Source organism: Paeniglutamicibacter sulfureus (assembly GCF_039535115.1).
Classification (GTDB): Bacteria; Actinomycetota; Actinomycetes; order Actinomycetales; family Micrococcaceae; genus Paeniglutamicibacter; species Paeniglutamicibacter sulfureus.
On the sequence record NZ_BAAAWO010000001.1, the window covers coordinates 1,922,503 to 1,942,640 of the forward strand.

The window sequence follows — 20,138 nt, forward strand, 5'->3', positions numbered from 1 at the left end:
GGTCGTCAAGACAAGGAGAGTTTTTTTCCTGCCGGGGAGCCGACGGAGCGCCGGCAGGTACAGGCCGGTCCTTTAACAGCGGGGGTGGCCAGCCAGAGGAAACGTTGCATCTTGTTATATGAACCGAACTCCAAGACCGCCCCGTCGAGTTTGGGTGCAAGTTCGCGGCTGACACTGATCATGACTTCTTCGCTGTCCTGCCCGGTCGCTCCATCGGGGGACGTTGTGCCAGGTCGCGGGCCACTGACCAAGCATTGGAGAGCTTTCTTCGGTACTGTCCGTGAGAAATACAGGCCTTGCTTTCGGCAGCCGCCGTCTGCCTGGTAACAATGCAGTTGCCCGCCAAACACGGTGATCATCCTCAGCGCTTCCTCGGTCACAGTGAAGCTGCCATGGCCGGGAATGCCCACCGTGAGGCCTTCGCCGGTCGTGGCCGCCGTCTCCATTCTGGCCTTTTTCATCGTTGATTCTCCTGCCTGTGGCGTTGCAGCCCTCGGGGTGGCCTACTGGTCGGTGTCGGCAACGCCGTGGTCGCCGTCCCGGCGCACATCGGTGGCCCCGTCGAGGGTCCCGGTGTCGTAGTCGACCCAGAGTGCCTGGATCGATCCAAAGACGCCATCGGATCGGGTGGTTTCCCGGATTTTCCATTCATTGGCCCGTGCCAGGGCCTTCAGGCTCTTGCCGGCCTTCCCTTCCACGGCCAGGGTGCCGCCTTGCAGGTGGAAGCGTGGCCCGTCCACGGCATCCTGGATGGGCTGGTCCTGAAGCAGGACCGGGACCAGCACGGAGGCCAGGATGTTGGGGATTTGCTGGCCCCCGGGGGTGCCGATTCCCATCACCACGCGGCCCTGCCCATCCAGGACCATGGCGGGGTTGGACCAGGTGACGGACTTCCGGCCCGGTTCCGGGCGATTCGCCGGCGAGTCGATGCTTTCGAACCTGCTGAGCTGGTTGTTCAGGAAGAACCCGCCCACGACATCGCTCTTGGTGCCTCCCCAGAAGCTGGTGATCGTGTTGGTCATCGACACGGCCATGCCGTCCCGATCCACGACGGACAGGTGGGTGGTGTTTCCCGGGTCGATGTCCCCGGCCGGGGAATCCTTCGAGGCCCTTTCCTCGAGTTTGCTGCCGATCGCGAGGTTCTGGTCGCGGTCCAGGACCTCGGAAAGGTCCACGTCGACGAAGCGCTGATCCCCGAAATTCTCCGTGACGGTGTCGCTCGCGTTCGACCAAGCCGCCATGAGCTTGTCCACGTAGGGAGCGGACCCCGGCGCATCGGAGGCAATACCGGCACCCTCGGCCTGCTGGAGCATCTGGATCAGCCCTGCCCCGGGGAGGGCGGGAGGCGCGGTCACCACCGTGTAGTCGCCGACCTTCCCGTCCACGGGTTCGAACTTTTCGGTCTCGTAGTTGGCCAGGGTGGTGGCGTCGAGGCCCTCGACCTCGGTCAGCTCATCGGAGATCGAACCCTCATAGAATTCGTCTCGTCCTCCCTCTGCAATCGTCTGGATGGTTTGTGCCAGCTCGGATTGCTTGAGGGTTTCCCCCTCACGCAGGACGCGGCTGCCGTCCTTGGTGCGGAACTGGCGGTGTTCGGAAACGATCTGCGATCCGATCCCGTCGTTCATCCGCTCTCCCAGGAACTTGGTGATCACGAATCCGTCGCGGGCAAGATCCTCGGCGGGCTGCAGGAGTTCGTCCCACGGCATCGAGCCGTACGTTTCATGCAGTGTCGCCATGCCGTCGACGAAACCGGGCACCCCGGTTCCGGAGGCGGGGATCTTCCCGCTGGTGCCCACGACCTCGCGGTAGTCGAAGGCAGCCACATCCTTTGTCGGTTCCGCGACGAGGGTGACCCCTCCCCCGCCGATCCCGGAGGCATGGGGTTCGACCACCGAGACGGCGAAGGCCGTGGCGATGGCCGCGTCGGCGGCGTTGCCGCCCTGTTCCAGGATCTCCAGGCCGACCTTCACCGCTTCGGGATGTCCGGCGGCGATGCCTTCCTGGGACAACAGGGTCTGCGCCGGCGCGCTCGGGGAAGGGGCCGGAGTGTCACTGGCCTCGGTGGGGGCAGAGAACTTCTCCGCCAGCGGCTCACCGGCGCACCCTGCCAGCAATGCCCCGAGGGCCAGGAATCCGGCCGCCATGTGCCGGGGACCTCGGCGGTTCCGCGTCATGGTTGAGTCAGCGGGGTTCGATGGTGTGCGGAATTGTGGTTTCATCATTCGGTCTCCTGGCTGTGGGGCGGGCGGTGCCGCGAGCGGATCGTGAGGTAGGTGCCGACCAGCGCGGTCGCGGCGACGAGCCCCGCGAGCCCGAGAAGCCCGGGCGAGAGGAAACGGTGTTCTTCCTCGGTCCCTGCGCCGGTGCCGTCGGTGCCTTTGCCTGGTGTTTTCCCTGCGTTGTCGGGCACGGCCGGGGCGGCGTGGAATTGCCCGGCCGTTTCCTGGGGTGTTGTGGTCCCCGTGATGCCCTGCGCCGTGGGGTTCCCGGGAAGTCCCGTGTGGGCCTGGGCCCCCGGGGCGCCCAGGCCCAGCAAGAGGATCATTGCGGCCAAGGCGATGGTGGCGGCCCGGGCCAGAGGGAACCGAAGTCCCCGGAAGAAGCGGGTGGGATTAGCCATGGTGTCCTGACGAGGTGGTGGCGGGGTTGGGGCCCGTGCGCGCGGGGAGCCTCAGAAGCCGTTCGAGGGGGCCCTGTCCCCGGGCGGGAACCCACAGGTGGGCGCAGATGATGCAGAAGGCGCTGATAAGTGCGGCGAAGGCGATGCCTTCGCCCGTGGTGTGCGGATCGGGCCGCACGAATACCGCCAGCAGCACCAGGTGCATGACATACATCGTGAACGAGAGCCGTCCCAGGTGAATGAGCGGACGCGCATGTCGCTCCAGCCAGGGCTCGACCAAAAGGAGCATCCCGATGACGGCAACGGCGGACCCAATACCCGAGAGAAGCCACAGGGGCGCCTGGGAGTGGTCGAAGCTGGCCAGAAGCCGCGCGAAACCGCCGCTGGTGGGATCGATCCCCGTCACCCCGATCAGCAGGCGCGAGAGCATGATTCCGCCCGCCGCGGCGGCCATCCCGCCGAACAAAAGGATCAGCTGGAGCCGGCGATGGCGCAGGTCCAACCGGCTGAGGGTCAGGCCGGCCACCAGCGGGACGATCCACACGAGCGCCGGGTAGGGACCTGTCACCAGGATTCCGTCGAGGATTTCCAGCGGATTGCCGGAGAGCAGGATCGGGGTTCCGCGGAACCTCTCCCCGCGAAGGACCAACACGCCCATCCAGGCCAAGGGCGCGGCAACCATGAGGATGCCGGTGAGCAGGGCGAGAACCGGGGTGCGCAGCCTGGTGAGCGGTATCCCCACGAGGAACAACACACCGTACACCGCCAGGATGGACACTGACCCGTATGATCGTTCACGCTCAGCTCCCTCTCTCCGCGCAGCACACTCGCCCGCCACCCACGTGAGTCCTAATTCTCTGGCGCCATTCGGGCAGTTTACCTCAATCGTAGGATGCGTCAGCACATCATCTCTCGTCTCCTGATCCTCCAGTATACTACCTATTACTATTACAGTTTCACTACGACCCGGCTCATGCACCTCATACTTCGTCCAACCAGGTCGTCGGCCTCCTGCACTTTTTTCGTCTTTCTTTTCGCGATCACTTTCTCTCTACAGCATAGCTCTCGTCTTTAATCATTTATCCCTTTTTTGGGGCGTGGTCTGTTTTCTTTGTGCTGCGTGAATGATGTGCTGTGTGGCTGTTGGTGCTTTCAGTCCGCATGCTGAGGGCGTTCCACGGCGGCAAGTAAGCGCGTCGGAATCCCGGGAAACCGACACCTATGACAGTATATGCGTATGCACGCGGACAACTTTGAGACCACCCCACCGATCGAACCCGAATTCATCGAGCTGGCCGGGGAGGTCCTTGGCCTGCTCTCGGACCCCACCCGCATCCGGATCGTGTTCGCACTCGAACACGGCGAGGAGCTCTCGGTGGGCGAGTTGGCCAAGCTGGTCGAGAAGTCCCCCTCGGGCGTGTCCCAGCACCTGGCCCGGCTGAGGATGGCCCGCATGGTGACCACGCGCCAAGACGGCACCAAGGTGCTCTACAAGCTGATTGACCACCACCCCAGCAAGGTGATCCGCGAAGCGGTCCGGCAGGCGGAACACTCGGTCACCACGGGAGGGCAGGTCCCCCGGCACCACGAGGCCCGGGCCTGATTCTCCCTAGGCCGGCACCCTGGTGGCTGCGTAGCCCGGTTCCCTTTCCCGGGAAACCGGCGCGCTTTCAGCGCGAGGGACCCGGCACCCCGGCGATGCGATGCACCCCCCGTTTCCGCCCCGGCTGCCAGTCCCCGTCCCGGTGATGGGTCTCACGAAAAATACTTCCGGTTAGCGGCCTTTTCTGGCGGCGGGGCGGGTTGCGGCGGGCCAACCGGGCTCGGCTCCGGGTGGCGTGCGCCAGGTCGCGAAGGCCAGGACCGCCCCGAGAAGGCCGATGCCCACCAGCACCGTGGCCGTGGCCGGCAACCCGAAAACCGCTCCGAGGGTTCCGGCCAGGGGGTAGGTGAGCAGGAAGCAGGCGTGTGAGAGGGAGAACTGCGCCGCGAAGACCCCGGGCCTGGTTTGCTCGTCGCTGTTGCGCTGCAGCAGGCGCGCGGACGGGGTGAGGATCGTGGAGGTCGCCGCCCCGATGAGGAACCAGATCCCGATCAGGGCGAACCACTGACCCTGGCCGGAACCCCAACGCATCACCGCAGCCCCGGCCAGCAGTGCCACGGGCAGGACGGCGGCCCCGCAGAACATCACCCGGCGATCGCAGAAGCGGTCCAACAACCAGGGAATGCCCAGGGCCACCACCATGGACCCTGCCCCGTTCGCGGCCAGCATCAGCGCGACATCGGCTTGCGAGCGTTCAAGGTCCGCCTTGACCAACACGACGGTGTTGACGATGACCATCGCCGTGGTGGTGGCCACCACCAGGTTCAGGGCCATCAGCCCCCGCAGTTCCCGCCGCGCCCAGAAGGTGCGCACACCGCCGGTGAGGCGGTCGAGAAACCCCACACTGGTCGGCGGTTCCGTGACCGGTAGCCGGGTCACGGCGACCAGGACCGCCGAGCCCACGAAGCCCACCACGGTGCCGGCAAAGAGATTGTGGTAGCTCAAGACCGTCAGCAGCACCGCCGCCAGCATCGGGCTGACCAGCGACTCCAGGTCGTACGCGAGCCGGGAGAGCGAAAGCGCGCGGGTGTATTCGCGTTCCTCGGGCAGGATCGAGGGGATCAACGCCTGGAACGCCGGGGTGAAGGTCGCCGAGGCGGACTGGAGCAGGAAGATCAGCGCATAGATCTGCCACGCCTCGGTGACAAACGGCAGGCACAGGGCCACGGCGGCACGGACGACGTCCGCGCTGACCAGCAGCCGCTTCCGCGGCACATGGGCCAGGAGCGCACTAATCAAAGGCGCAATGCCGACGTAGGCGAGCATCTTGATCGTCATGGCCGTGCCCATCACGATCCCGGCATCCCCGCCCGCCAGGTCAAAGGCCAGCAGGCCCAGGGCGATAGTGAGCAACCCGGTGCCCAGCAGCGCGATGACCTGGGCTCCAAAGAGCCGGGCGTAGACGGTGTTGCGGAGAACGGCGAGCACGGGCCGACCTAACGTAGAGGGGATTCTCGGAAGGGGGAGGGCGGTGAAGCGGAGCAGATGCCGAAGACTTCGACGGCGAAGCCAAAGCCTTCCGACGTGGGGCCAACATCACATCTATCCATATCCGCATTCATACGCATACTATAACAGTATGTCCAAGCGCTTGGGCCGTCCTTCTAATCCCAAAGTACGTGCGCCTTTGGGCTTCGTCCGAGGAAATCTATCCGCTCTATTGTTGAGGAGGAAACTTCCCGGGATTGCGCCGGTTCCACTCAATCGCCAGCGGCTAGCCACCAAGAAGGCGGTAATAGGAACCACACATGGACCACGGACCCGGGGCATGGATTACTGAGGGACACCTCGTCCTTGCGTACGCCCAGGGCAGGACCTGGCTGCGTTGAGGATGCGGTCCGGCCGCCCCCTTCCAGGTGAGCTGCGGGTTACGCGCACGCCACTCGTGCCGCCGTGATGCACCGACAACATTCACCGAAAGAGTGCAGGCAGGCCGGAGGGCAGGGCGCTACGGTGGCGGGCTTTGCGCTGCTGCAGCCGGTGTCCGTTGCGGATGAATACGCGTCGGGCGGGGACCTCCGCGTCTTCGTGCTCGGCTGCCGCCGAGCATGCGCAACGGCCCACCGCGAGCTTAGAGAACCTGTCGGCCGGCGGGGAGGCCAGCGAATGCCCATCGCTTTCGCACCCGGGGCCCTCCGCCCGCACAGCGGACAAGACCACTCGTCGCTTCGGCTGGATTGACCTGCGTGCCGCGAATCAACTGAGGGTGGACGCCGTCCCGGCAACGCGATTCCTGCCGCGGGAACCGAGGGCCTGACGCCAGCCGAATGCCAGGATGAACAGCAGCACTGCGGTCATGGCAATGGCCGATCCGGCTGCGATCCCGGTCAGCCGCGAGGCATGGAGACCGACGAAAACCGAGAGCATGCCGAGGACCGGAGCGAGCACGAGGTTCCCGGCGAGGTTTTTGGTCATGAGCCTTGCGGCCTGTGCGGGGGCGGCAATGAGGGCAATCATGAGGATCGCACCGACCGCGGGAAGCGCGGCGACGACCGTCGCGGTGGTGACCAGCAGGGCGAGTGCGTCCATGCGGGCGGGATTGAATCCCGCCGCCTGGTAGCCGATGGGATCCGCGCTGGAGAACAGCAGCCTCGGGCCCCACCCGGCAAAGACGACGAGCACTCCGAGGAGCGTGACGGCGGCAACGATGAGCGCGTCGGCGCGACTGGTGAGGATCGATCCGATCAGGAAGGCTTCCGGGTCAATGGGCAGGTTGGGGACGAGCGCCTGCATGATGGCACCAAGCGCGAAACCGCCGGTCAGGATGATGCCGGCGGCAACCTGCCGGCCCTGCCGCGGCTGCCGGTCCAGTCCCGTCATGGCAAATACCAGCCCCAGCCCCGCGAGGGCGGCACCGACCGGGATCGGGATGCCGATGATGGCCGCGCCGACGGCTCCGGGATAGGTGGCGTGGGTGAGCGCCTGGGTGAAGAACACGCGACGGCGGGCCAGCACGAGCACACCGGTGAGGCCGCAGCAGGCGCCGACGAGTGCGCCGGTGATCAGTGCACGGGTGAAGAAGTCCATGGCGGGTCAGGCTCCTGCCTGTGAGGATTCCGGTGCGCGCGATGCGGCGCGTGCACGCCCGCGGCGGCGTTGAAGTGCGTCGATGCCGGTCCGCCCAAAGAAGACTAAAAGGTAGCCCAGCACCAGGGTCATGACGATTGTCGCTCCGCTGGGCAGGTCCAGGCCCGCCTCGACGGAACCGATGTAGGTGATGGCCAGTCCCAGCCACATGGCGCCGAGCGCGAAGCCAAGTGCGATCAGCGGCAACAGCAGCAGACGGCGGCTGATCAATCGTGCTACGGCGACCGGGATGATGATGACGGCCAACACGATGAGGTTCCCCACCGCGCCCGCCGTTGCCACCACGGCCAGGGCAATCGCGACGTTCAGGCTCAGGTCGATCCATACGGGGCGATAGCCCGCGGCCTGCGATCCATTGGGGTCGACCGCGCGGAAAATCTGCACACGCCAAAGGATGAACAGGAGTACAACCGCCATCACGGCGATGACCGTTGTCTCGATCAGCTGGCTTTCCGGAATGGCAAGCATGCGCCCGAAAAGCAGGGCTTCCAGCTGTGCCGAATAATCCGTTCGGGTGCTGACAACGGCGACCCCGACGGAGAACATGCCCGCGAGCACGATGGCCAGCGCCGCGTCCTGCGCCACGCCGCGCCGGGAGATCAGCGTGAGAATGACCGAACCCAGCAACGCCGCGATGAAGGCGCCGGGCACCAGGCCGTCTTCGCCCGCTACGGCAAGGCCGACGGCGAGGCCGGGAAACACGGCGTGCACCAGCGCATCGCCCATGAACTCCAGCCCGCGGAGGTTGACGAACAGCCCGACGGTGGCGGCAAGTACTGCCAGGACAATGACGAGCAGGGCGGCCCGATTCATGAACGGCAGGCTGAAGGCCGTCATGAGGGTGTCCACAAGGTTCACGCCGAAAACACCTCGTGCCCCGGGGTGACGAGGGTGTGTCCGTCGATTTCGACCTGGACGTTCGCGAAGGTCGCCTGCACGTTTTCCAGCGTGAGGACCTTGTCGCGGGGCCCATAGGCAATCTGGCGGCCCTCGAGCAGCAACACCGAGTCGCAGACCTCGCGGGCGATTTCAAGGTCGTGGGTGGAAACGAGGATCGCCACGCCCTGTTCCTTAAGCCGGCGCAGCGCCTCGATCAACGCGGTGCGGTTGGGCCGGTCCAGGCCGTTGAATGGTTCGTCGAGCAGCAGGATCGCCGGTTCCGAGGCGATCGCCCGGGCCAGGAGGCCGCGCTGGCGCTGCCCGCCACTGAGGTCGCCGAAACGGGCACCCGCATGGCTTCCCATGCCAACGGTTTCAAGCGCCTCGCGCACCATTCTCCGGTCCGCCGCGCCGGCCCAACGAAACAAGCCAAGCCCGCGATAGCGTCCCATGGTGACGATCTGCCGGAGCGTCACCGGCAATTCCGGGTCGATCGCATCGCTCTGCGGCAAATATCCCAGGCCGCGCCCACCGGTCCCGCGACGACCGGTACCGGCGACCGCCATGGTTCCAGACAGGCGAGGGACCAATCCGAGCAGGCCCTTGAGCAAGGTGGACTTCCCAGAGCCGTTGGCGCCGATCACGGCGACGGCCTCGCCGGGCATCACGGAGAGGTTCAATCCGCTCACGGCCGGATGGCCGTCGTATCCGAAAGATGCCTCGCCCAGCACCAGCGCGGCACCTGCGACCTCCGTTGCGTCCGGCCGGGCTGGACCTGTCATCATTTGCCCAGCGTCGCCGGGAACTCGGAGGGCGTGACGCCCCAGGATTCCAGGACCAGGCCCACGTTGTGTGCCTGGCTACCCAGGTAGGTCTCACCGGGGCTGCCGGCCGTACCCAGGGAGTCGCCGTAGAGCGCCTGATCCCCCGCGTACACCTTCGCGCCGGTCTCATCGGCGATGGTTTCCGCAGCGGCGGAGTTGATCGAGCTTTCCGCGAACACCGCCTTCACCCCGGTTTCCTTGATCTGGGCGATCAGCGCGTCCAGCTGTTCGGCCGACGCCTCGGCGCTGTCGTTCGTGCTCGGGATCACCGCACCGACGTACGTGATGCCAAGGTCGTCAACCAAGTGCCCGAAGGCATCATGGCTGGTCACCAGGAGGCGTTCGTCGGCAGGTACCTTGTCGACGTTCTCGTGGATCCAGGCGTTGAGGGCTTGCAGCTCATCGACATACCCCGCGGCGTTGGCCTCGATCGCGGCGGCCTGCTCGGGTGCCGCGGCGGCCAGGGCCGCGGTGATTGCCTCCACCTGGCTGACAGCGTTGTTCACGTTGTGCCAGACATGCGGGTCGCCACTCTCGCCGGCATGCGCCGCGTGCTCTTCTGCGCTTTCGCCCGCATGCGCGTCTTCGCCCCCGGGCGTGGCCTCGTGCTCTTCGGCTTCCGCGGCCTCACCCTCGTGCGAATCGGCCGCACCTGCGGGCGAGACGTCCATGTCAATGCCTTCGCTCGTGTTGACGATGACCCCGTCGAAGCCGCTCGCCTCGATGGCGTCTTCGATCCAGCCGTCCAGACCACCTCCGTTGACAACGATGACGTCGGCCTCCCGGATCGCGACGAGGTCGCCTGCCGAGGGATCGAAGCCGTGGAGGCTCTGATTCACATCCGCAAGCTGCGTGACCCTTGCGGGGATCTCCCCGACCACGCTCCGGGTGAAATCCCCGAGTTGCGTCGTGGTGGCCACGACCGACAGACCGGCCGGTTCCGTGGCGTTCGTCTCGGCACTGCACGCCGTAAGCAGGAGTGCGCCGCCCGTCAGCAGGGCAACTGGATAGGCGGCGATTCGTTTCATCATGGGTCCTCTATCTGGTTCGCGAGTGTCGGCGATCCACTGGGTCGCCACTTGCAAACAATACTGATAATCATTCTCGTTAACAAATCAGGAGCATCGCACTCCCGCACGCTCCGCATCCGTCACACGCAGGGCAATACCAGTGGCACGCTCTTCCCGGCGGACATCGTCAACGAGGTGACCGAGTATGCGGTGGACCGCACGAAGGCCGCGCAGACGGGGAACCATTTCCAACCTCGCAAACAAGTTTCTTGCGATTCGCCTGAGTGATATCGGCCAATCCGTACTGGTGCCCTCCCATGTCAGCGCCAGGGCACACCGGGTTGACATACCCATGCCGAGCCTTAGCAGCCGGCACTTGTTCACGCGACCAAGGAAAACGTGGTTATCGAATCGCTACACTGTTCTGGTGGGGGCCTCTTGGGGAGACACAGCACGCAATCGATCTGGAGCTGAACCTTTCATGGGTGGACACCACCACGCCGACGTACTCGTTGACCCGGCCCGGCGCCGACGCGCCAACCTCATCCTTTGGATCCTGCTTGCCCCGGTGGGGGTGCTGGCGTTCATCGCAACCATCATGCTCTGGCCCAGCGGCGACATCGCCAAGTCCCCGCTGAACGACACCTTCAACACCGCCAACGGCGCGGAGCTTTCCACCGGAACCGTCACCCGGACCGTGAATGAAGTCTGCCCGTCCTCCCAGGGACTGGACGAGGTCGGCGGCAAGGAACTGATGTGCGAGATTTCCTATGTCGCCCCCGAGGCGGGCGGCGCATCCTTCGCCCTGGAAGTTCCGCCGGAAACGACCCAGTCCCGGCCACTTTTGGCCGGGGACAAGATCAAGTACCTCGACCTGTCGCACACCACGGATACATCCGCGCCGTATGTCTTCGTTGATTTTGTGCGCTCGACCCCCCTGGCCCTGCTCGGCATCGCCTATGCGGCGGTGGTGTGCATGGTCGCGCGGTGGCGCGGGCTGCGGGCACTGGCAGGGCTCGCCGGCGGGTTGTTCTTCATTGTGAGCTTCATGGTGCCGGCGCTGCTCGAAGGCAAATCCCCCATGCTAGTTGGGCTCACGACGTCCACCATCGTCATGTTTGCAGCACTGTATTTTGCCCACGGATTCTCCGCACGGACCTCCACGGCGCTGCTGGGCACGCTGTTCGGGCTGGGCGTCACCGCGGCAATAGCCACCTGGGCCACCGACGCTGCGGCGCTGACCGGTGCAACCGAGGATTCGGCCCTGACTCTCAGCACGGTGGTGCCCGAACTCAGTCTCTCCGGGTTGTTGCTGTGCGGCCTGCTCATCGCCGGCATGGGCGTGCTCAACGACGTGACCATCACCCAGTCCTCCGCCGTCTGGGAGCTGGCGGAAATCGCACCGCATTCCACTGCCCGGCAGCTTTTCGCCTCGGGGATGCGCATCGGCCGGGACCACATCGCCTCGACCGTCTACACCATTGCCTTCGCCTACGCCGGCGCGGCACTGCCGATCCTGGTGTTGGTGAGCTTGTACGACAGACCCCTGATGGACACCCTCACCACCGGCCAAATGGCCGAGGAAGTCATTCGAATCCTGGTGGGTTCCATCGGGCTGGTATTGGCCATCCCGGTGACCACTGCCATCGCGGTGGCAGTGGTCAAGGCCACCGGCTCGGGCGGCAAGGGTTCCGGCGAGGTCCCCGGGCCCGGGGAAACGGCCGTTTCCCGCTCTTCGGGCCGCCGCGCACTCCGGCCGGCGGGTGCCCGCGCCGCGGCCTCGCCCGGCACCGACTGACCGGCATCCAAGGGATCCGGCCCATGGACGTTTTTCTCACAATCAAACGATAATGGTTCTTGTTTAGGTTAGAGTGGATATCCGAACATACTCGCCACTCATCCCCCAAAGGATCGCTTCACCCATGAATCGTCGAACACTTCGCCTTCTCCCCGTGGCCCTCGCCGGCACGCTCGCCTTGGCGGCTTGCGGCGGAAATGCCGCAAGCCAGGAATCCGCCCCCGCCGGGCAAGACAGGGTGCAAGTCGTCACGAGCACCACCGTCTACGCCGACCTGGTAAGCCGGATCGGCGGCGACGAAGTGGAGGCAACGCCCGTGATCAATTCCGTGTCGCAGGATCCGCACTCCTACGAGGCCACGTCCCGGGACAAGCTGGCACTATCCAAGGCGCAGCTGGTCGTGGCCAACGGCGGTGGATACGACGCGTTCATGGACGTCCTGGCCAAGGACTTGAAGCTTTCGGACTCCACCCTCGTCAACGCCGTGGACACCTCGCCGATCGCGGAAGGCGAGGAAGGCGCAGCCGACGAACATGCGGACGAAGCCACTGGCCCGGACGAGCACGCCGGCGAAACCGCCGAAGAGCACGCGGCCCACGGCGCCTTCAACGAGCACATCTGGTACGACCTTGAGTCCATGCGCCTGCTCACCGATGAGATCGCCAAGCGCCTGGGCACCCTGAAGCCCGAGTCGGCCGCCGTCTTCACCGAAAACGCCGCGGCACTAACCAGCGACCTGAAGGCCCTCGAGGCCCGGGTCGAGAAGCTGCACGGCGCGCTGGACGGCAAGAAGTTCGCCATGACCGAGCCGGTCCCCTTCCACCTGCTCACCGACATGGGCATGGCAGATGCCACCCCGGAGGGCCTGAGCGAATCCATCGAAGGCGGCGGCGAAGTCTCCCCCCAGGCGTTCAACGAGATGGGCAAGCGCTTCGACGCCGGGGAGATCGACGTCCTGGCCTACAACACCCAGACGGAAAGCCCGCAGACCGAACGCATCCGCAAGCAGGCGGAGGGCGCGAAGGTCCCGGTCGTCGACTTCACCGAGACCCTGCCGGAGAACACCGACTACGTCTCGTGGATGGGTTCCAACATCCAGGCCATGGAGTCCGTGGCCAAGTAGCCAGGACCCGCAGGCGCCACAAGGCCCGGCGGCCGTCGTTCTTCGAATCGACGGCCGCCGGGCCTTTCCGCGTCCTCTTCCCCTTCTCTGGTCCTCAGTCTCCGGCATCCGTGTTCTTGGGCCAGCGCAGCAGCGCCGCGATGCCCACACCGTCGGGCAGCACGCCCTCGGGCACATAGCGGATGGTGGCATCCGTCAGCGCCGTGGCCCGCAACAGCACTTCCGGGGCCGGCCAGGAACCGATGACCAATTCCGAGTGTTCATCCGAGCCCTCGCCGCAAAGCCATGGGTCGGCCTTCAGGGCAATGAGCGTCTCGTCGTCCTGGTACTGGCCCACCAGGACCGTGTCGGCCTGCGCCTGCTGCAGTGCCGTAACGACCTCGTCGAAGCCCAGTGCCAGTTCCGAGCGGCCGTTTCCGCTGCGGTTCGCCACGCGTTCGGACAGTTCCTGAACGTCCCTGCCCAGGACTTCATCGATTCGTTCCTGCACGGCCGCGGCGAACACGGATTGGTCCGCCCCGCCGGTGCGCGTGTGCTGCTCGAGAATGCTGGTGATCGGCTTGTGAGCGGGGGCCAGCTTGCTGGCCACCAGTTCGCGGGCCTTGACGTCGCCGGCAAGTACGATGAGCCTGACGTAGTTTTCCCTTGCCAGCTCGTCGATCTGCTTGGCCAGGTCATCGGCATTGCGCCGCCAGATCTCTTCGGTGGAGGACTGGTTCTTGGGTTCGCTATAGGTCCCGGGAACCTTGCGTGCGTGATGCGCCTCCTCCGGGTCCCCGGTGACGCCGCGTCTTTCCTCGACGCCTTGTACAGCGGAGTGGTATAGCCGCACCTCTCCGCCGTCCCGGCCGGCCTCGACCACCAGGTAGGGGAACTGTCCCCCACGGGCGCGGGCCAGGGCCACCAGGTTGGGGAAGGGTCCGCAGTCCACGTCGGACGCCTCGACCTTCAATCCATCAATGATTTCGTCGACAACGACCTCGCCGTTGTTCACGGCCACAAAGCGGGCGACCGGTGCCGCGTGTCCCTCGGCTGGCACCAGGGCCGTCTTCAGGGCTCCGATGTCGGCCTCCGAAGCCTGTTGCGAGCCGAGCAGCTTTCCTACGTGTTCGGGGAGTGCGTCAACCGCTTCCTGCGCCGCGGTTGTTCCAAGCGAAACATCTACGAGGGCTGTACACCATTGGCCCTGTCGACGGTAGAGTGAGGCGTCGATTCCTGTGGAACCTGCGCGTGAAGTCATGGGGGAACTCCTTCCCACGCGAGGAAGCCCGCGTGCCGATTCGATCCGTCTGCTCACCGTAGCACCGGAATACACCCCGCCGAAAGGGGCTGCTCAAAAGCGTTTTCATTAGGTACGATGGTGCGATCCGTGCCCCGCCCCGGGGCACCGGGACGGGCTCCTTAACCCGCATGTCGAGCCCCGGTTGGCCACCGGTTGCTACAGCCCCAGGATGCTGGTGGCGACCAGGAAGTAGATGACCAGCCCCGCGGCATCGACGAATGTGGAGATGAACGGGTTGGAGAAGACCGCCGGATCCGCGCGCACGGCCTTGCCCAGCAACGGCATCAACCCACCGATGCTTGCGGCCATGGTGCACACCCCCAGCAGCGTGAGTCCGATGACCAGGCCAAGGGGGATGGTGAATGCCAGCGCCGCGATCGCGAAGCCAAGGGTCCCCAGCAGCAGTCCGAGCAGCGCGCCCACCCGAACCTCGCGGGCGAACACCTTGAACACGTCCCGCGGCCGCACGTCCCCCAGCGCCAGGGCGCGGGTGATCGTGGTCGCGGCCTGGTTTCCGGTGTTCCCGCCGGTCCCGATGAGCAGCGGGATGAACAGCGAGAGCACCACCTGCGCCTCCAGCGTCGCCTCGAAGGCGCCGATGACCTTGACCGTCAGGGTGGCACCGAGGGCCAGGACCAGCAACCACACCACGCGGGCCCGCACGATCGAGCGCACCGGGGTTGCCAGGTAGGGGCGGCGCAGCGGCTCGGTGCCGCCGGACCGGGCAGCGTCCTCGCTTTCGGCCTCCTCAAGAATGCGTAGCGCGTCGTCCACCGTCAGGATCCCCACGAGGCGTTCCTCGTCGTCCACGACCGGCAGCACCAGGACCTTCGCGTCGGCGCAGTACCTGGCGGCCTCCTCGGCACCGAGCGATGCAGTCACGGAAATCGGCGTCTTCATGATCTCCTCGATCCGTGCCCCGGGCTCGGCACGCAGCACGTCGCGCAGCGACACGACGCCCACCAAGCGGCGGCCCGCATCGGTGACGGGGATGGTGTAGACGCTCTCGGCGTCATCGAGCCGGCCACGCACCCTGGCCAGGGTCTCCCCCGCGCTGTTCCCCGGACGGGTGGTCACGAATTCCGGGCTCATGCAGCGTCCCACCGCACCCTGCGGATAGCCCAGCACGGTGCCGGTCAGCGCACGTTCCTTCTCGTTCAGGCCCAGGATGAGCCGGTTCGCGACGGCGGCCGGCAGCTCGTCGACCAGGGCCACACGGTCATCGGGGCTGAGCGCGGCGAAGACCTCGGCAACGTCTTGTTCCTGTAGGCCGGCGACCAGGTCGGCCTGCAGCGAGGCATCGAGGCGCTCGAAGACCTCCAGGGCGCGGCCCTTGGGAAGCGTGCGGTAGGCAAGCGCCCGCTCAATGGTGCCCAGGCGCTCGATCTGCTCAAGGGTTTCGCTGGTTCCCAGGGGAAGGAACACCCGTGATGTCGCGGCGATGTCGCCTTCGGCCAGGGCCGTGGCCAGGTGCTCCGAGTTGGTCTCGAACGAGCTGGTGGGGGTCTTGATCATTCTCCGGTTCCCTCCGGTGAAAACACACGCATGCATCGCACCGGTTGGTCCCGGCGGCGTGTGTCGGCAGTGGGTGTTGTGGGCTTGGGCTGTGAGTTTCACAGCGGCCGCGCAGCACCTGCTGCGTCCTGGAAGCCATCCCCCCATGGACGTGGAGCCATGACCCGAAATGCGGGCCGGTTCCCGGCTCGGTGTTTGCTACCGGGCGGGGAAGGGGAGGGTCATGGCTGGGTGGTGGGGGATTCCGGGGCACAGAGGTGTCGCTCGCGCGGCGTGCTAGATCGACTAGGTCCGTCTTCCATGCGTGCGGTCACCTCCATCCGTGTTGGGGCCGGGATTTCCCCGGGCAGGCACCGCCGTTGCGCGTGGCCGCTCCGGGTCCGGGCGTCCTTCCCATGGTAGGCCACGGTCCCGAGGAAGGGCCAATGCGCAGCAGTGTCCCGCCGCGCGGGACCTCAGCCCCGAGGCGTGGCGCGGGTGGGAACCCAGTACCGCCGGGTGGGTCCGTCGGAGGCCTCGATGACGTTCTCCAGCTCTCCCCCGTTGGCCTCTATGGTGCGGGCCGATCCGGTGTTGTCGTCACGGCAGGTGACCAGTGCCGATTCGATGTTGTGCTGCGCCAACTGTGCCAGCGAGAGGCGCAGGATCCTGGTGGCGTGGCCGCGCCTGCGGTGCCCCGGGCGGACCGCATAACCGATGTGCCCGCCGACGGCGAGCAGGTTCTCGTTGAGTTCGAACCTGATGCAGGTCCGGCCCACCAGCGTGCCCTCGGAGAAGGCGCCCCAGAGCGCGGAGCGGACCCATCCCGGGGGCAGGCCCAGGCCTTCTTCGTGGGCCGCCAGCTGCTCGAGGTAGGAATCGAATCCCCGGCGGGCCGAATACCCCAGCAGGAAGTCGAAGTCGTCGGCGTCCAGCTCGGCGCGCGCGTCCAGGGCGGCTTCGGCATCGGCGGCGGTGAAGGGTCGGATCTCAAGCATGCTTCGAAGGCTACCAGTCGGAAACCTTCCCTCCTGCATCGGAAGCACGAACGGCCCGGCGCCTGCGCTGCCCCGAAAAATCCGGGACCGCGGCAGGTACCGGGCCGTTGCTGTGGGACTACGCCCCTAGCACTCGATCACGTTCACGGCCAGGCCGCCCATGGCGGTTTCCTTGTACTTGTCGCTCATGTCCTTGCCGGTTTCCCGCATGGTGATGATGACCTCGTCCAGGGTGACGTGGTGCTGGCCGTCGCCCATCAGCGCCATCTTGGCGGCGTTGATGGCCTTGGAAGCGGCGATGGCGTTGCGTTCGATGCACGGGATCTGCACCAGGCCGCCGATCGGGTCGCAGGTCAGTCCAAGGTTGTGCTCCATGGCGATTTCCGCTGCGTTTTCCACTTGGTCAACGGTGCCGCCCAGGATCTCGGCCAGGCCGCCGGCTGCCATCGAGGAGGCCGAACCGACCTCGCCCTGGCAACCGACCTCCGCGCCGGAGATCGAGGCCTGCTCCTTGTAGAGCACGCCGATGGCCGCTGCGGTGAGCATGAAGCGGACGATCACGTCCTCGCGCTCTTCCTGGTTCCAGTACTGGGCACCGGGTGCATAGTGGGTCGCGTAGAACATCACCGCGGGGATGATGCCGGCAGCACCGTTGGTCGGGGCCGTGACGACCCGGCCGCCGGACGCGTTTTCCTCGTTGACGGCCAGCGCCACCAGGTTGACCCATTCCTGCCAGTACACCGGATCGCGGTCCTTGTCTTCCTTGGCCAGGCGCTTGTGCCATTCGGGGGCGCGGCGGCGAACCTTGAGCCCGCCGGGCAGCACGCCCTCGCGTTCCAGCGCGGAGTCCTTGCAATCCTCCATGACCTGCCAGATATGCAGCAGGCCTTCCCGGATTTCTTCCTTGGAGCGGTAGACCTCTTCGTTGGCGGCCATGACACCGGCGATCGACAGACCCGACGTGGCGCAGTGTTCCAACAGCTTTGCGGCGGTGGTGAAGGGGTAGGGTTGCGCGTTGAGCGCGCCCTCGAGGTTGGCTGCGAGCTTTTCCTCGGCACCCTCGCGCACGATGAAGCCGCCGCCCACCGAATAGTAGGTATCCTCGGCCAGGATGTTGCCCTCGGCATCCAAGGCCGCCATCTTCAGGCCGTTGGTGTGCCGGGGCAGGACCGTGAGCGGGTGCTGGATCATGTCCTCGACCTTGTAGTCGATTTCCTTGCCCCCTCCCAGCGCCTTGCACAATTGCAGTTTGCCGGTCGCCGCCATATCGTCGAGGCGCTCATCGACCTCGGATGGCAGGATGGCCTCGGGCTCGTAGCCTTCCAGTCCCAGCATGATCGCCGTGAAGGTTCCGTGGCCGCGGCCGGTGGCGGCCAGCGAACCGTAGACGTCGACCCGCAACGATGCGGTCTGCACGAGGATTTCCTCGCGCACCAGCTTCGCGGCAAACGCGTGCGCGGCGCGCATGGGTCCCACCGTGTGTGATGACGATGGCCCAATGCCAACGGTGAAAAGATCAAAAACACTGATAGCCATTGAACAAACTTCCTTCGTATATGCCGCTGTGGTGGTTCTCGATGATGGATGCTGCAAGCAGCAGGCGTGTGATGCGCGCCACGGCAGGAGATGCAAAAACCGCGAGCCCGGGACCGCTCTGGTCCCGGGCTCGCGATATCTTGCAAGGAGTCCGGGACTAGACCAGTTTGGCCAGATCCGGGTACAGCGGGTGGGCGTTGGCCAGGGCGTGCACGCGGTCCTTTAGTGCCGCGAGCGTTGCCTCGTTGTTCTCCTGGGTGCCGGCGATGAGGGTCTCGGCGATGATGTCCGCGACCTCCACGAAGGCCGCCTCGGAGAAGCCGCGTGTGGCCAGCGCCGGGGTGCCGATGCGCAAACCGCTGGTGACCATCGGCGGACGCGGGTCAAACGGGACCGCGTTGCGGTTCACCGTGATCTCCACCTTCGCCAACAGGTCCTCGCCCTGCTGCCCGTCCAGCTCCGAGTGGCGCAGGTCCACCAGGACCAGGTGCACGTCGGTGCCGCCGGTGAGCACGGAAATGCCCGCCGCGGCGACGTCCGGTGCGGTGAGGCGCTCGGCCAGGATCTTCGCCCCGGCCAGGGTGCGTTCCTGGCGTTCGCGGAACTCCTGCGTCGCGGCGATCTTGAACGCCACGGCCTTGCCGGCGATCACGTGCTCCAGCGGCCCGCCCTGCTGGCCCGGGAACACCGCCGAATTGATCTTCTTGGCGATGTCCGCATCGTTGGTCAGGATGATCCCGCCGCGCGGACCGGCCAGGGTCTTGTGCGTGGTGGAGGACACCACATGGGCGTGCGGCACCGGGGAAGGGTGCAGCCCGGCGGCCACCAGGCCGGCGAAGTGCGCCATGTCCACGAACAGGTACGCACCGACCTTGTCCGCGATCTCCCGGAACCGCTCGAAGTCCAGCTGCCGCGGGTAGGCGGACCAGCCGGCGACGATCATCTTCGGCTTATGCTCCAGGGCCAGGGCCTCGACCTTGTCCATGTCCACCACCAAGGTGTCCTCCTCAACCCCATAGGGGACGATGTTGTAGAGGCGGCCGGAGAAGTTGATCTTCATGCCGTGGGTCAGGTGCCCGCCATGGGCCAGGTTCAACCCCATGATGGTGTCGCCCGGACGGATCAGCGCGTGCATCACCGAGGCGTTGGCCTGCGCGCCGGAGTGCGGCTGCACGTTCGCGAACTCGGCACCGAAGAGCGCCTTGACCCGCTCCAGGGCCAGGGTCTCCACCACGTCGACCTCCTCGCAGCCGCCGTAGTAGCGCTTGCCCGGGTAGCCCTCGGCGTACTTGTTCGTCAGCACCGAACCCTGCGCCTGCATCACGGCCAGGGCCGTGTGGTTCTCCGAGGCGATCATCTCCAGCCCGCGCTGCTGGCGCGCCAGCTCCGCGTCGATCCGCTCCGCGATCTCCGGATCCAGGGTCCCGATGTCCTGCGTCAGCGACGCAGGTGCAAGGGATTCGAACACTGCGGTCACGCTACGTCGCCGCCGTTTGCGGAGGCGTAGTCTGCTGCCGAGAGCAGCGGGCCCTCCTCGGAGACCTCGACGGTGAACAGCCAGCCGGCGCCGTACGGGTCTTCGTTCAGGATGGCCGGGTTGTCGATGGCATCCTGGTTGACCTCGACGATGGTGCCGGTGACCGGTGCGTACAGGTCGGAGACGGACTTGGTCGACTCGACCTCGCCGCAGGTCTCGCCGGCGGTGACAGTGTCGCCGACCTCGGGCAGGTCAACATATACGACATCGCCCAGTGCGTCCGCGGCAACCTGGGTGATGCCGACCTTGGTCGGGGTCGCGGAGTCGACCCATTCGTGCTCGGCCGAGTAACGAAGGGATGCGAGAACCTTGCTCATGGGGGTGTTTCCTCTCAAAGAATGTGG

At 66.1% G+C, this 20,138-nt stretch carries 18 protein-coding genes; 3 read left to right on the forward strand and 15 right to left on the reverse strand.

Going from position 1 to position 20,138, the window contains the following annotated elements:
* Nucleotides 1–5: 5 nt before the first annotated feature.
* The 4 genes from ABD687_RS08790 to ABD687_RS08805 form a co-directional block, all read right to left on the reverse strand.
* Complete coding sequence (locus tag ABD687_RS08790; protein WP_310292046.1) at nucleotides 6–461, reverse strand: peptidase; 456 nt, start codon at nucleotides 459–461, stop codon at nucleotides 6–8.
* A 42-nt stretch (nucleotides 462–503) separates the two neighbouring features.
* Nucleotides 504–2,147 (reverse strand): gamma-glutamyltransferase, encoded by a 1,644-nt coding sequence (locus ABD687_RS08795; RefSeq protein WP_310292044.1) that lies wholly within the window; start codon nucleotides 2,145–2,147, stop codon nucleotides 504–506.
* A gap of 74 nt (nucleotides 2,148–2,221) precedes the next feature.
* On the reverse strand, nucleotides 2,222–2,623 hold the full coding sequence (locus tag ABD687_RS08800; RefSeq protein ID WP_310292042.1) for a hypothetical protein: 402 nt from the start codon (nucleotides 2,621–2,623) through the stop codon (nucleotides 2,222–2,224).
* Nucleotides 2,616–3,401 (reverse strand): DUF418 domain-containing protein, encoded by a 786-nt coding sequence (locus ABD687_RS08805; RefSeq protein ID WP_344760984.1) that lies wholly within the window; start codon nucleotides 3,399–3,401, stop codon nucleotides 2,616–2,618. Before ABD687_RS08805 ends, ABD687_RS08800 begins: the two co-directional genes overlap by 8 nt.
* Before the next feature lie 459 nt (nucleotides 3,402–3,860).
* Here ABD687_RS08805 and ABD687_RS08810 point away from each other — a divergent pair, with 459 nt between their 5' ends.
* A complete protein-coding gene (locus tag ABD687_RS08810; RefSeq protein WP_302266418.1) occupies nucleotides 3,861–4,226 on the forward strand; it encodes an ArsR/SmtB family transcription factor in 366 nt (121 codons plus the stop codon).
* A gap of 171 nt (nucleotides 4,227–4,397) precedes the next feature.
* Here the strand turns inward: ABD687_RS08810 and ABD687_RS08815 are convergent, their stop codons facing one another.
* The 5 genes from ABD687_RS08815 to ABD687_RS08835 form a co-directional block, all read right to left on the reverse strand.
* On the reverse strand, nucleotides 4,398–5,654 hold the full coding sequence (locus ABD687_RS08815) for an MFS transporter (RefSeq protein WP_302264794.1): 1,257 nt from the start codon (nucleotides 5,652–5,654) through the stop codon (nucleotides 4,398–4,400).
* Between the two features lie 768 nt (nucleotides 5,655–6,422).
* The gene (locus ABD687_RS08820) at nucleotides 6,423–7,253 is read right to left on the reverse strand and encodes a metal ABC transporter permease (protein ID WP_302264793.1); all 831 of its coding nucleotides are present in this window, start codon (nucleotides 7,251–7,253) and stop codon (nucleotides 6,423–6,425) included.
* Nucleotides 7,254–7,259: 6 nt separating this feature from the next.
* The gene (locus ABD687_RS08825; protein WP_302264791.1) at nucleotides 7,260–8,171 is read right to left on the reverse strand and encodes a metal ABC transporter permease; all 912 of its coding nucleotides are present in this window, start codon (nucleotides 8,169–8,171) and stop codon (nucleotides 7,260–7,262) included.
* Nucleotides 8,168–8,977 carry a metal ABC transporter ATP-binding protein gene (locus tag ABD687_RS08830; RefSeq protein ID WP_302264789.1) on the reverse strand — a complete coding sequence of 270 codons (810 nt, stop codon included), beginning with the start codon at nucleotides 8,975–8,977 and terminating at the stop codon, nucleotides 8,168–8,170. The genes ABD687_RS08825 and ABD687_RS08830 overlap by 4 nt, the downstream gene beginning before the upstream one ends.
* Complete coding sequence (locus tag ABD687_RS08835) at nucleotides 8,974–10,047, reverse strand: metal ABC transporter substrate-binding protein (RefSeq protein WP_310292035.1); 1,074 nt, start codon at nucleotides 10,045–10,047, stop codon at nucleotides 8,974–8,976. The genes ABD687_RS08830 and ABD687_RS08835 overlap by 4 nt, the downstream gene beginning before the upstream one ends.
* 460 nt (nucleotides 10,048–10,507) lie before the next feature.
* On the opposite strand from ABD687_RS08835, the gene ABD687_RS08840 reads away from it, so the two are divergent.
* Both ABD687_RS08840 and ABD687_RS08845 read left to right on the forward strand, forming a co-directional pair.
* A complete protein-coding gene (locus ABD687_RS08840) occupies nucleotides 10,508–11,824 on the forward strand; it encodes a YibE/F family protein (RefSeq protein ID WP_310292033.1) in 1,317 nt (438 codons plus the stop codon).
* Nucleotides 11,825–11,948: 124 nt separating this feature from the next.
* Nucleotides 11,949–12,947 (forward strand): metal ABC transporter solute-binding protein, Zn/Mn family, encoded by a 999-nt coding sequence (locus ABD687_RS08845; RefSeq protein ID WP_310292031.1) that lies wholly within the window; start codon nucleotides 11,949–11,951, stop codon nucleotides 12,945–12,947.
* Between the two features lie 94 nt (nucleotides 12,948–13,041).
* Here ABD687_RS08845 and ABD687_RS08850 read toward each other — a convergent pair whose 3' ends face one another.
* From ABD687_RS08850 to gcvH, 6 genes are all read right to left on the reverse strand, one after another.
* Complete coding sequence (locus ABD687_RS08850) at nucleotides 13,042–14,187, reverse strand: baeRF2 domain-containing protein (RefSeq protein WP_310292029.1); 1,146 nt, start codon at nucleotides 14,185–14,187, stop codon at nucleotides 13,042–13,044.
* Between the two features lie 198 nt (nucleotides 14,188–14,385).
* Entirely contained in the window at nucleotides 14,386–15,744 is a 1,359-nt protein-coding gene (gene mgtE / locus ABD687_RS08855) for a magnesium transporter (protein ID WP_302264780.1), read from the reverse strand.
* A gap of 455 nt (nucleotides 15,745–16,199) precedes the next feature.
* Complete coding sequence (locus tag ABD687_RS08860) at nucleotides 16,200–16,721, reverse strand: GNAT family N-acetyltransferase (protein WP_264270013.1); 522 nt, start codon at nucleotides 16,719–16,721, stop codon at nucleotides 16,200–16,202.
* 126 nt (nucleotides 16,722–16,847) lie between these two features.
* Nucleotides 16,848–18,257 (reverse strand): L-serine ammonia-lyase, encoded by a 1,410-nt coding sequence (locus ABD687_RS08865; protein WP_264270014.1) that lies wholly within the window; start codon nucleotides 18,255–18,257, stop codon nucleotides 16,848–16,850.
* Between the two features lie 157 nt (nucleotides 18,258–18,414).
* Nucleotides 18,415–19,734, reverse strand: coding sequence for a serine hydroxymethyltransferase (glyA, locus tag ABD687_RS08870; protein WP_310292026.1), 1,320 nt, complete (start codon nucleotides 19,732–19,734; stop codon nucleotides 18,415–18,417).
* Nucleotides 19,731–20,111 (reverse strand): glycine cleavage system protein GcvH, encoded by a 381-nt coding sequence (gene gcvH / locus ABD687_RS08875; RefSeq protein ID WP_264270015.1) that lies wholly within the window; start codon nucleotides 20,109–20,111, stop codon nucleotides 19,731–19,733. The genes glyA and gcvH overlap by 4 nt, the downstream gene beginning before the upstream one ends.
* Between the last annotated feature and the right edge of the window lie 27 nt (nucleotides 20,112–20,138).